Origin of the sequence: Bacteroides sp. Marseille-P8574 (assembly GCF_902825465.1) — a bacterium.
Taxonomy (GTDB): Bacteria; Bacteroidota; Bacteroidia; order Bacteroidales; family Bacteroidaceae; genus Bacteroides; species Bacteroides uniformis.
In genome coordinates this window covers 47947-59871 of sequence record NZ_CADEBE010000002.1, presented here as the reverse complement: position 1 = coordinate 59871, position 11925 = coordinate 47947, and the positions used below count along the sequence as shown (strand labels likewise).

At 48.6% G+C, this 11925-nt stretch carries 11 protein-coding genes; 6 read left to right on the top strand and 5 right to left on the bottom strand.

Features of this window, described 5'->3' with window-relative positions; translation table 11 throughout:
* Window positions 1-104: 104 nt before the first annotated feature.
* The gene (locus HUX74_RS12475) at window positions 105-1043 is read left to right on the top strand and encodes a ribose-phosphate pyrophosphokinase (protein ID WP_165491402.1); all 939 of its coding nucleotides are present in this window, start codon (window positions 105-107) and stop codon (window positions 1041-1043) included.
* A gap of 90 nt (window positions 1044-1133) precedes the next feature.
* On the opposite strand, the gene HUX74_RS12470 is transcribed toward HUX74_RS12475, so the two are convergent.
* The 5 genes from HUX74_RS12470 to HUX74_RS12450 form a co-directional block, all read right to left on the bottom strand.
* On the bottom strand, window positions 1134-2297 hold the full coding sequence (locus HUX74_RS12470) for a phosphatidylinositol-4-phosphate 5-kinase (RefSeq protein ID WP_005829069.1): 1164 nt from the start codon (window positions 2295-2297) through the stop codon (window positions 1134-1136).
* 88 nt (window positions 2298-2385) lie between these two features.
* Window positions 2386-3675 carry a pitrilysin family protein gene (locus HUX74_RS12465; protein ID WP_120128963.1) on the bottom strand — a complete coding sequence of 430 codons (1290 nt, stop codon included), beginning with the start codon at window positions 3673-3675 and terminating at the stop codon, window positions 2386-2388.
* Window positions 3676-3687: 12 nt separating this feature from the next.
* The gene (gene kdsB / locus HUX74_RS12460; RefSeq protein ID WP_117966425.1) at window positions 3688-4443 is read right to left on the bottom strand and encodes a 3-deoxy-manno-octulosonate cytidylyltransferase; all 756 of its coding nucleotides are present in this window, start codon (window positions 4441-4443) and stop codon (window positions 3688-3690) included.
* A gap of 82 nt (window positions 4444-4525) precedes the next feature.
* Window positions 4526-4891, bottom strand: a complete 366-nt coding sequence (locus HUX74_RS12455; protein ID WP_117966482.1) for a 2-amino-4-hydroxy-6-hydroxymethyldihydropteridine diphosphokinase — start codon at window positions 4889-4891, stop codon at window positions 4526-4528.
* Window positions 4892-4911: 20 nt separating this feature from the next.
* Window positions 4912-7242 (bottom strand): transglycosylase domain-containing protein, encoded by a 2331-nt coding sequence (locus HUX74_RS12450; protein WP_117966422.1) that lies wholly within the window; start codon window positions 7240-7242, stop codon window positions 4912-4914.
* 465 nt (window positions 7243-7707) lie between these two features.
* Here HUX74_RS12450 and pyrB point away from each other — a divergent pair, with 465 nt between their 5' ends.
* The 5 genes from pyrB to glyA all read left to right on the top strand — a co-directional run bounded on the left by pyrB (window position 7708) and on the right by glyA (window position 11886).
* Window positions 7708-8655: an aspartate carbamoyltransferase gene (gene pyrB / locus HUX74_RS12445; protein WP_005829081.1), complete on the top strand. Its 948-nt coding sequence runs from the start codon at window positions 7708-7710 to the stop codon at window positions 8653-8655.
* A gap of 26 nt (window positions 8656-8681) precedes the next feature.
* Complete coding sequence (gene pyrI / locus HUX74_RS12440) at window positions 8682-9146, top strand: aspartate carbamoyltransferase regulatory subunit (protein ID WP_117966419.1); 465 nt, start codon at window positions 8682-8684, stop codon at window positions 9144-9146.
* Window positions 9143-9709: a flavin reductase family protein gene (locus HUX74_RS12435; protein WP_117599593.1), complete on the top strand. Its 567-nt coding sequence runs from the start codon at window positions 9143-9145 to the stop codon at window positions 9707-9709. The genes pyrI and HUX74_RS12435 overlap by 4 nt, the downstream gene beginning before the upstream one ends.
* Before the next feature lie 23 nt (window positions 9710-9732).
* A complete protein-coding gene (locus HUX74_RS12430) occupies window positions 9733-10503 on the top strand; it encodes a porin family protein (RefSeq protein ID WP_117966416.1) in 771 nt (256 codons plus the stop codon).
* 102 nt (window positions 10504-10605) lie between these two features.
* On the top strand, window positions 10606-11886 hold the full coding sequence (gene glyA, locus HUX74_RS12425) for a serine hydroxymethyltransferase (RefSeq protein ID WP_117599591.1): 1281 nt from the start codon (window positions 10606-10608) through the stop codon (window positions 11884-11886).
* Window positions 11887-11925 lie beyond the last annotated feature (39 nt).

Sequence of the window (11925 nt, the reverse complement as noted above, 5' to 3'; positions counted from 1 at the left end):
TCCGAGAAAGAAAAATAATTTTTATACAATAACTCTTGTTTTATGTAACGGGAAATTCATACCTTTGCATGCAAATTAACAAATAGGTAACATCTATTACACAAATGAGCGAAAAAGCACCCTTTATGGTATTCTCTGGAACAAATTCGAGATACCTTGCAGAGAAAATCTGCGCTAGCCTTGATTGCCCTCTGGGAAAGATGAACATCACCCATTTTGCGGATGGTGAGTTTGCAGTCTCTTATGAGGAATCTATCCGTGGCTCGCATGTATTCCTGGTTCAATCAACCTTCCCTAATTCTGACAATCTGATGGAACTTCTGCTGATGATCGATGCCGCTAAAAGAGCATCGGCAAAAAGCGTTGTAGCCGTTATCCCCTATTTCGGTTGGGCACGTCAGGACAGAAAAGACAAACCCCGTGTTTCCATCGGCGCCAAGCTGGTGGCCGACCTGCTTTCTGTTGCAGGCATCGACCGTTTGATTACGATGGACCTTCATGCAGACCAGATTCAGGGTTTCTTCAACATTCCGGTGGATCATTTGTATGCATCAGCAGTGTTCCTCCCCTATATTGAATCCTTGAAGCTGGAAGACTTGGTAATCGCTACCCCGGATGTCGGCGGTTCAAAGCGTGCCAGTACATTCTCCAAATATCTCGGTGTACCCCTGGTGCTGTGCAACAAGACACGTGAAAAAGCAAACGTGGTTGCCACCATGCAAATCATCGGTGATGTAAAAGACAAGAATGTAGTATTGGTAGATGATATTGTAGATACAGCAGGAACCATTACCAAGGCTGCCAACATCATGTTGGAAGCCGGAGCCAAATCTGTCCGTGCCATTGCCAGCCACTGCGTAATGTCCGACCCGGCTTCTTTCCGTGTACAAGAATCTGCACTGACGGAGATGGTATTTACCGATAGTATCCCCTACTCTAAAAAATGTGACAAGGTTAAACAGTTGAGCATTGCCGATATGTTCGCCGAAACCATCAAGCGGGTGATGAATAATGAATCAATCAGTTCACAATACATTATCTAAACACGAGTTTAGATAATTAAATAATAAAAAATTAAAGGCTGCGCAGTTCAGACGAATATTGCGCAGCCTTTAATTTTTAATTCTATTTCTTTAATTTTCCAACCTTCCCATTTTGTACGTTCCCTTCCGTATCACTTTCCCGTTCTTGTCCGTTTCCACAAACGGGCCGTGTTTCTTTCCTTGTTTGAAAAAGCCTTCATAACGATTTCCGTTCTTGTCTTCCTGGATGCCGCTCCCTTCTTCCATACCGTTCACAAAACCGCCTTTATATTTGGTTCCATCGGTCTGAATCAGGGTACCCTGGCCGTTGAACTTATTGTCTTTCCATTCACCTTCGTAAGAGTCACCTACATTCCATTTGTAAGTACCGTATCCGTCACGTTGGTTGTCTTTCCAATTACCCTCGTAAACGGCGCCGCTTGCCCACGTAAATGTGCCGTGGCCTTCCTGCTTTCCGTCCTTGAAACTGCCCACATACTTGTTGCCGCTGGCATGGTAGTAAATGCCCTCTCCGGTACGCTCACCTTGAACATAAGAACCTTCGTAACGGTCGCCGGTATGGAAAAAGTAAATACCTTTGCCATGCTGCATGTCGTCCTTCCAGTCACCTACGTATTTGTCACCGTTGGCATATTCAAAAGTTCCTTTACCGTCCCGGACATCATTTTTCCATTCCCCATCATATTTGGAACCGTCATTCCAGGTCAATGTTCCTTTGCCGTCTTTCTTGTCATTCTTCCACGAGCCTACATACTTGGAACCGTTCTTCCAGGTATACGTTCCCTGGCCTTCGCGTTTGTCATTCACCCAGTCGCCCTCATAAATATCACCATTGTAATAATACATGGTTCCTTTCCCATGCTGGTAATCCTGAAACCACATGCCGTCATAACGGTTGTTATTCATAAAATAGTAGATACCCCTGCCATGCTGCTGGTCTTGAAACCATTGTCCCTCATACTTTTCACCGTCGGGAAACATATATGTACCGTAGCCTTCACGCTTGCCCTTCACATACTCACCCTCGTAGACGTCACCGTTCTTAAAAACGGTCTTTCCCTTTCCATTGGGCTTGCGGCCTTTTATTTCACCGGTATAGACGGCCCCGTTGTCTTTGAACGTGTAGGTACCTATCTTTATCTCCGAAGAGAATGTACTTTTCACTTTATCGAAAAAGCCGCTTTTTTTTTCCTGGGCAGTGGCTCCGCCTTGACATAAGAAAGCCAGAATGAGTGCAGTATATAGATATTTCATTAATTGATAGTTGATAATTGATAATTGATAGTTGATAATTGACAAAGGTAGGATTTATCCGGTAAAATGATGCGATAACTCCCGCTTTTTATGACATTTTTTTGCCGCACACTATTTCTTTTAATTTCTCTTTGCATAAATGCCGCCCTGCAAGTTCACGGATTTCTTGTGGAGTAACCTCCTTGACAGCATCCAGTGCTTCGGCAAAGTAGGTATCCTGCAAGCCCGATACCTGCACAAAAATCCAGGCATCTGCCAGCGAGAATGCAGATTCATAACTACGGCACATGTCTCCCAACATATAGTTCTTCACCATGGAAAGCTCTCCATCGGAAGCCAGCTCGTTCTGAAGGCGGTCTATTTCATGATAAACCTCACCGATAAGAGGCTCCACAAATTCGTTGGCGGCTTCGGCACTGACCGCCAGCACTCCCTGCCCCGGATAGGGCATGATGGCTGCGGAGATACCGTATGTGTATCCTTTATCTTCCCGGATATTGGACATCAGGCGACTGCCAAAATACCCCCCGAACAGTGTGACCAGTACGCGGGCCTTCAAGTAGTCCGGATGATTACGGTCCAGGGAAAGCATGCCCATACGGACGGCACTTTGCAGGGCGTCCGGACGTTCGATGAAGATACGTTTTCCGGAAGCGGTAACCGGATGGAATTCTGTCTTCTCCGGTTTGCGGAAATCCGTACCGAAAGCCTCGCAGCCAAACAAGGACTCTATCCTGCGGATGCAATCGTCGGTTACCTTGCCCGAGAGGTAGATGCTGCAATTATTGGAATGATAATAACGGTCATAAAACTCGCGTAGCACAGCAGGGGTGATACGCCGATAATCCTCTTCCTGCACCAGACGTCCGCCGGGATGCTGCCCGCCGTACAGAGCCTTCACCAATCCGCGGTGCGCCAGAAAGTCCACCTTGGAAGAGTTGACAAGAAACTGCTGGATATTATTGTCTACAATCACTCCCAGCTCTTTCTCGGGAAATACCGGCTCTTTGACGATAGATTCCAATACATCAAGCGTTTGGGGAAGGTATTTATTCAGAGAATAAAGGGTGACATAGGCATACTCGGATGCACTGGACAATTCCAGCCAGGCTCCATAATAGTCCAGCTTTTCCGCTATCCGGGCGGCATCGTAGCGTCGGGTGCCCTCGCGAAGCATGCGGTTCGTAAACAACGCCTGCAAGGGCTGTTTCTGTTGCCATCGGCCGCCTGCCATGAGGAGATCGATACGTGTCACTTCATTGTCACCGGCATTGAGCACGCTCAATGGCACGCCATTAGGCAACTTGATACGTTCCGGCCTTTGCACCACCAGTTGTTCCGGTTCAAGAATCCGGGGTTGGTCACTTCGGTTCAGCATGGGCTTTCTAGTTTACAGCCCATGGCTTTTAAGAAATTCTTCTGCCCGTTCCAAATCTTGAGGAGTATCTATGCCGATAGTTTCCACATCCGTGACACCTACCTTGATGGTATATCCGTTTTCCAGCCAACGAAGCTGTTCCAATGATTCGGCAATCTCGAGGGATGACTGCGGAAGGGCGGTTATCTCTTTCAGTACCTCTACGCGATAGGCATAAAGGCCGATATGCTTATAATACGTATGGTTCTTCAGCCAGTCTTCCTTCGCCGCATTGCGCTGGTAGGGAATGATGGAACGGCTAAAATAGAGGGCATTCCTGTTTTTGTTGAGCACAACCTTCGGAGAGTTCACATTTTCCAGTGCCTCGAAACCATTATCTACCGTAAAGGGTTTCACCAGAGTGGCTATCTGGGTGGCCGGATCGTCGAAACATGCTTTGACGGCTTGTAACTGCGAAGGCTGGATGAAAGGCTCATCCCCCTGGATATTCACCACGACATCAAACTGTCCTCCTATTTTTGTACAAGCTTCCTGACAGCGGTCGGTGCCGCTTTTATGTTCGGTGGAAGTCATTACCACCTTTCCTCCGAATGCTTTTACTGCGACTTCAATACGCTCATCGTCCGTAGCCACGTATGCATCGTCCAAGATTCCTGCCACTTGCTCGTATACTCGCTGTATCACGGTTTTTCCGCCCAACACTGCCAATGGTTTGGCCGGAAAACGCGTAGATGCGTAACGGGCAGGTATGATTCCTAAAAATTTCATTTTCAATCTTCGTCTTTTAAAATGAGGGGGTGTCCGAAAGTGTTCATATACTATCGACACATCTCCTTATATTCTTTATTAATTATAACAGTTGTTTCAATCCTCGCAGGATATAATCACGTTTCAAATCTTTTGGCTTATAGACAGTCCCGTCACAAGACAACAAGTCTATATCCAGCCGTACAATTTCCTGTTCCTTCTCCTCGGGCTTCCTTCCGGCTTCCCGTTCGATGGCTTTCAGGCAGGCAGTGACTTCCTCTGCCGGATTATCGGAAGCGAAGCATGCCACCTGATTGGAGAACAGATTCGGACGGTGAAAGAACAAAGGTGCCGTCTCCTCCTCTTCCGAGAAACGTATTCCGGGAAAAAGTTCCGTCAAGCGTCTGCGAGCCAGTTCCATGTTCTCCCTCCGCTGCTCGTTGCTCCCAATACTAATCGTATAATCCACTTTCAATTTTCACCTTTCAACTAATTAAACAGTTCGTCGAGTCCCTCTATCGGTTCTTCTATATGGGTGTCTCCTTCCAGATTTATATCATCCTTGCACGGGTCATAGCCTTCGGGCAACTGGAATGTTTCATTTTCATCATATCCCAGCGATTTGTCACCGAGCACTTTCACCATGTATTTTGTCCAGATAGGCAATGCCATGGAAGCACCTTGTCCGTGAAGCATCGTATCGAAGTGGATGTCGCGGTCCTCACCGCCCACCCAGCAACCGGACACAAGCGAAGGCGTGAAGCCCATAAACCAGCCGTCGGCATTGTAGTTCGTCGTTCCGGTCTTGCCGCCCATGTCGGCTTTCACACCTAGACGGCGCACACGGCCTCCGGTACCTTCGTTGACAACGGCACGCAGCATGACCAGCATCTTGTAAGCGCTGGATACACTGATGACTTCCTGCATTTCGGGAGCAAAGGTTGCCAGCACGTTTCCATCATTGTCCTCGATGCGGGTCACGAACAGCGGAGCTACCCGGATACCCTTGTTGGGGAATGCGGTATAGGCACTTACCATCTCGCCGACGGAAATCTCGCACGGGCCCAGACAGAGTGAAACGGAAGGTACTATGTCGCGGTTGCGGACACCGAAAGTATGTATCAAGCGTTTCAGGTTATAGGGGTTCAGCTTGCTCATGAGATAGGCCGTAATCCAGTTGTCCGAGTTTGCCAGCCCCCACTTCACGGTCACCATGTCGCCAATCAGCTTTTTGTTGGCATTACGCGGCGTCCACGGTTTTCCGTTTTCATCAATCAGCGTGTATTCCACGTGGCGCACTTCGTCGCAGGGAGAAAAACCGTTCTCCATAGCCAGTGTATAAAGGAAAGGCTTGATGGTAGAACCTACCTGGCGGCGTCCCACCATGGCCATATCGTACTGGAAGTAATGGTAGTTCGGTCCGCCTACGTATGCCTTGACGTGTCCGTTGCGCGGGTCCATGGACATGAAACCGGCACGCAGGAAGAACTTGTAGTAACGGATGGAATCCATCGGGGTCATAATGGTGTCTTTCTCCCCTTCCCAACTGAATACGGACATCTCCTCCGGGGTGTCGAAGGCTTTCTTTATTTCAGCTTCGGTGGCTCCGGCTTTTTTCATGAGGCGGTAGCGGTCGGACAACCTCATGGCACGTCCCAGAATCTCGTCCACCTGCTCCTGGGTCAGACGGAAGGTGTAGGGAGCTTTCTTGGCTCCTTTCTTTTCCTTGAAGAAGTAACCTTGCAGTTCCTTCAGATGCTCTGTCACGGCATCCTCGGCATACTGCTGCATACGCGAGTCGAGCGTGGTATAGATTTTCAGCCCGTCGGTGTAGAGGTTGTATTTGGTACCGTCTTTCTTGGTATTCTTTTCGCACCATCCAAAGAGCGGGTTGTTCTCCCAGTCGAGTGAATCCTCGTAGTATTTCTGCATTTGCCAGCCGCGGTAATCAGCCTTGTCGGGCTTCTTGGCAGTGAGCACGCCGCGCAGGTATTCGCGGAAATAAGTGGCCAGCCCTTCCTTGTGGTCCACACGGTTGTATTTCAGTTTCAGAGGCAACGCCTGGAGGGAGTCGCGCTCGGCTTCCGTAATATATCCCGCTTTCCGCATCTGGTCGAGCACCACATTGCGCCGTCCGCGGGAACGTTCATTGTAGCGCACCGGATTATAGAGAGACGGATTCTTGCACATGCCCACCAACGTAGCCGCTTCCTCAATCTTCAAATCTTTCGGTTCGCAACCGAAGTAGGTAAAGGCAGCAGTCTTGATGCCTACCGCATTGTTCAGGAAATCGAACTTGTTGAGATACATGGTGAGGATTTCCTCTTTTGTATAGTAACGTTCCAGCTTTACGGCAATCACCCATTCGATAGGCTTCTGGAACAGACGTTCCATCACATTGTCAGCACTGGGGGAATAAAGCTGCTTGGAAAGCTGCTGGGTGATGGTACTGCCACCGCCGGCATTCTTCTGCATCAGGATACCGCGCTTCACTATGGCACGCGTCAGGGCGTAGGCATCAATGCCCGAATGTTCGGCAAAACGTACATCTTCCGTAGCTATCAAGGCGTTAATGATATTGGGCGACAAATCATTGTATCCCACAAACACGCGGTTTTCCTTACTATAGGAATAAGTACCCAATACTTTTCCGTCCTCGGAAAAGACTTCTGTGGCAAATTTGTAATTTGGATTTTCCAGGTCTTCCACCGGAGGCATATAGCCTATCCAGCCCTTGGCTATGGAAAAGAATATAAAGACACACACCAGCGAAATCAGTGCGATGAAAATCCATAGGATTTTGACGACTTTCCTTATCATGTTTCAGTTGCTAAAATCAAAGTTCAATAATAGGGCAAAGGTACGGAAATATATTAAACGCACCTATGCTTTCCCGTATCTTTTTCGACAAATAATCAGTATTTCACATTAGAAAACTCGTGTTTTTCATGCGTGTTTTTGCTCGTTTTTGGGCGATTTTTGCTTAAGAAACAGGATTTCCATTGATGTTTTTTTTAGTTTTTCTGCACTTAAACAGCTGCAATACAATACTGATACATAAAACGCAGATGCCATTTATACCTATAATTATATATCTAAGCAACAGCAACTACAAAAAAAAGTGCTGCTGTTGCCGATTCATACCCTTTGTAGATTTTGCAAAACAAATGCCGCACGGTTTGAAAAACAGCCCATATTTCGCAAAAAAACTTCCCCGCATATTTCCGTAGCCCGCATATTTTCCGTAACTTTACACTCTCGAAAAGTATAAATGAATTCAACGATATGGAAAACAGAAGTTTAGTCACCATTGCCGAGCATAGCCGGGAAAAAATCCTCTATATGCTCGAGATGGCGAAAGAATTTGAAGCCCATCCCAATCGGCATATATTGGACGGGAAAGTAGTTGCCACCTTATTTTTCGAGCCTTCCACCCGTACACGCCTCAGTTTCGAGACTGCCGCCAACCGGCTTGGAGCACGTGTCATCGGGTTCAGCGACCCAAAGGCCACCAGCTCATCCAAGGGCGAGACGCTGAAAGACACCATCAAGATGGTGAGCAACTATGCCGACATCATCGTGATGCGCCACCACCTCGAAGGAGCCGCACGCTATGCCAGTGAAGTCACCACCGTGCCCATTGTGAATGCAGGAGACGGTGCCAACCAGCACCCCTCACAGACCATGCTCGATCTCTATTCCATCTACAAGACACAAGGTACACTGGAGAACCTGAACATTTTTCTGGTCGGCGACTTGAAGTACGGCCGTACCGTCCACTCCCTGCTGATGGCCATGCGCCACTTCAACCCCACTTTCCACTTCATCGCTCCCGACGAGTTGCGGATGCCCGAAGAATACAAAATCTACTGCCGCGAGCACAACATCAAGTACGTGGAACATACGGACTTTACGGAAGAAATCATCGCAGACGCCGACATCCTCTACATGACCCGTGTGCAGCGCGAGCGCTTCACCGACCTTATGGAGTACGAGCGGGTGAAGAATGTCTACATCCTGCGCAACAAGATGCTGGAACATACCCGTCCCAACCTGCGCATTCTGCATCCGCTGCCCCGTGTCAACGAAATAGCCTATGATGTGGACGACAATCCCAAGGCATACTATTTCCAGCAGGCACAAAACGGACTGTATGCCCGTGAAGCTATTCTGTGCGATGTACTGGGCATCACACTGGATGAGGTGAAAAAGAGTAAAGGAGTAATTCAGTAGAATCGTCTAATAACTAATATTTCAAGATGTTAAGCGAAAAGAAACAGGAATTGCAGGTTGCTGCTCTGGAAAACGGCACTGTAATAGACCATATACCCTCCGAGAGACTGTTTACCGTAGTCTCCCTGCTCGGACTGGAACACATGAGCAACAATATCACCATCGGCTTCAACCTCAAGAGCAAGAAGCTGGGCACGAAAGGCATTATCAAGATTGCCGACAAGTTCTTCTGCGACGAAGAGATAAACCGTATCGCCGTGGTGGCTCCCAATGTAAAACTGAACATTATCCGCGACTACGAAGTGGTGGAGAAACGCGAAGTCCGCCTGCCCGACGAACTGCGCGGAATCGTGAAATGCGCCAACCCGAAGTGCATCACGAACAATGAGCCTATGCCTACGTTGTTTCATGTCGTGGATAAGGACAATTGCGTCATCAAATGCCACTACTGCGAAAAGGAGCAGACCAGAGAAGATATTGAGATTATATGAAAGAAGACTGGAAACCCGGAACCATGATTTATCCGCTGCCCGCCGTACTGGTGAGCTGCGGAAGCACTCCGGAGGAATATAACATTCTGACTATCGCATGGACGGGGACGATTTGTACGAACCCGCCCATGTGCTACATCTCCGTACGCCCCGAACGCCACTCCTACGACATCATCAAGCGGAATATGGAATTCGTCATCAACCTCACCACGAAAGACATGGCCCGTGCCACGGACTGGTGTGGCGTACGCTCCGGAAAGGACTACAACAAATTCGAGGAAATGCATCTGACACCCGGGAAAAGCACCGTAGTCAGCGCGCCTCTTATCGAGGAATCACCGCTTTGCATAGAATGCCGGGTAAAGGAGATTATGGCTCTCGGTTCGCACGACATGTTTATAGCAGATGTGGTAAATGTCCGTGCCGATACCCGTAATCTGAACCCTGAAACCGGCAAACTGGAACTGGCGGAAACGAATCCGCTGGTTTATGTGCACGGCGGATATTATGAGCTGGGGGAAAAGATAGGCAAGTTCGGATGGACGGTGGAGAAAAAGAAGTAATAATGCGATAAAGGTTTTAAGAGATGGAGCTGCGACGAATCCTGATGGGCTTATATCTGTTGGCCTTCCCCACCATGATGTGGGGACAGACTCCGATTGTGCCCGGTACTGCCGATGAAGAGCATTCCGGACACCGCAAGGAAACTCCGGTCAATTTCGGTTTCAAAGGCGGTTTCACCTCTTCCCTGTTCCTTGTGTCCCAGTTCAGCGTCAACGGAGTGCCCATCGACGAAGTGCAGAACAATTACAAGATAGGATATTTCGGTTCCCTTTTCATGCGGATAAACTTCGACCGCCACTTTCTGCAACCGGAAATATCCTACAACATCAACCGGTGCAACATCACCTTCGAGAAACCTCTGCCCGAAAACGCCGCATCAGGAGCCCTGCCGGAGGAAGCCTCCATTACATCGTCCATCCACAGTATAGACATCCCCGTCATCTACGGATACAACTTCGTCAAGGAGGGACCGTACAGCCTTGCCGTCTTTGGCGGACCCAAAGTGCGCTATATATGGGACCGGAAAAGCGACATCGACTTCGAGAATTTCGACCAGGTGAATATCCGTGAAAGGCTGCGTCCGCTCAATCTCAGCTTCACGGTCGGCGTATCCGTCACCATCTCACGCGTCTTTTTCGACTTCCGTTACGACATGGGGCTGCACAACATCTCCAAAAGTGTGACATACGATATTCCGGCCGACAACAACGCCGCAGACGAAAATACGAAAAACGAAATCCGTTTTCACCGCAGGGACAATGTGCTGAGTTTTTCTTTCGGAGTGTTCTTTTGACAGTAAATTTCTTCCTTTTCTTTCAATTTATTCATTTATTTCCCGTAAATTTGTGCGCTTAATAAGAGAACACAGATTTACCAAACTTATCTAATAAGCAGAATGAAAAGAGATGATTTAATTTTCGAACTTATCGAAAAAGAACACCAACGTCAGCTCAAAGGCATTGAACTGATTGCATCAGAGAACTTTGTAAGTGACCAAGTTATGCAGGCAATGGGCTCCTGCCTTACCAACAAGTATGCTGAAGGATACCCCGGCAAGCGTTACTATGGTGGCTGTGAGGTAGTGGATCAGAGTGAACAGATTGCCATCGACCGCCTGAAACAAATCTTCGGCGCAGAATGGGCCAACGTACAGCCGCACTCCGGTGCACAAGCTAATGCAGCCGTATTCCTCGCCGTGCTCAACCCGGGCGACAAATTCATGGGACTGAACCTTGCACACGGTGGTCACCTCTCCCATGGCTCCCTGGTCAACACTTCCGGTATTATCTATACTCCCTGCGAATACAATCTGAACCGGGAAACCGGACGCGTGGACTATGACCAGATGGAAGAAGTTGCCCTGCGCGAGAAACCCAAAATGATTATCGGCGGCGGTTCTGCTTATTCCCGCGAATGGGACTACAAGCGCATGCGCGAAATCGCGGACAAGATAGGTGCCATCCTGATGATTGACATGGCTCATCCTGCCGGACTGATTGCAGCCGGTGAACTGGATAACCCCGTGAAATACGCCCACATAGTGACCTCTACTACTCACAAGACTCTGCGTGGTCCTCGTGGTGGCGTTATCATGATGGGTAAGGACTTCCCCAATCCCTGGGGCAAGAAAACTCCGAAGGGAGAAATCAAGATGATGTCCCAGTTGCTGGATTCAGCCGTATTCCCCGGTATCCAAGGTGGTCCGCTGGAACATGTCATCGCAGCCAAAGCCGTTGCCTTCGGCGAAATCCTGCAACCGGAATGGAAAGAATATGCCAAGCAGGTGAAGAAAAATGCCGCTGTCCTGGCACAAGCCTTGATGGACCGTGGCTTCACTATTGTTTCCGGCGGTACGGACAACCACTCCATGCTGGTGGACCTGCGCAGCAAATATCCCGATTTGACCGGTAAGGTTGCCGAGAAAGCGTTGGTATCTGCCGACATCACCGTAAACAAAAACATGGTTCCGTTTGACAGCCGCTCGGCTTTCCAGACTTCCGGCATCCGTTTGGGTACTCCTGCCATCACAACCCGTGGTGCCAAGGAAGACCTGATGCTCGAAATTGCCGAGATGATTGAAACCGTTCTGTCCAACGTAGACAACGAACAAGTCATCGCAGAGGTACGTGCACGCGTCAATGCAAAGATGAAAGAATATCCTCTGTTTGCTTATTGATAAGCAAACAGCAATTAAGAATTAAAATTAAAGGCTGCG

Bases quoted from the DNA above. Each gene is read 5' to 3' on its own strand.
- HUX74_RS12475 (WP_165491402.1), top strand. From the start codon at position 105: ATGAGCGAAAAAGCACCCTTTATGGTATTCTCTGGAACAAATTCGAGA.
- HUX74_RS12470 (WP_005829069.1), bottom strand. From the start codon at position 2,297: ATGAAATATCTATATACTGCACTCATTCTGGCTTTCTTATGTCAAGGC.
- HUX74_RS12465 (WP_120128963.1), bottom strand. From the start codon at position 3,675: ATGCTGAACCGAAGTGACCAACCCCGGATTCTTGAACCGGAACAACTG.
- kdsB (WP_117966425.1), bottom strand. From the start codon at position 4,443: ATGAAATTTTTAGGAATCATACCTGCCCGTTACGCATCTACGCGTTTT.
- HUX74_RS12450 (WP_117966422.1), bottom strand. From the start codon at position 7,242: ATGATAAGGAAAGTCGTCAAAATCCTATGGATTTTCATCGCACTGATT.
- pyrB (WP_005829081.1), top strand. From the start codon at position 7,708: ATGGAAAACAGAAGTTTAGTCACCATTGCCGAGCATAGCCGGGAAAAA.
- pyrI (WP_117966419.1), top strand. From the start codon at position 8,682: ATGTTAAGCGAAAAGAAACAGGAATTGCAGGTTGCTGCTCTGGAAAAC.
- HUX74_RS12435 (WP_117599593.1), top strand. From the start codon at position 9,143: ATGAAAGAAGACTGGAAACCCGGAACCATGATTTATCCGCTGCCCGCC.
- HUX74_RS12430 (WP_117966416.1), top strand. From the start codon at position 9,733: ATGGAGCTGCGACGAATCCTGATGGGCTTATATCTGTTGGCCTTCCCC.
- glyA (WP_117599591.1), top strand. From the start codon at position 10,606: ATGAAAAGAGATGATTTAATTTTCGAACTTATCGAAAAAGAACACCAA.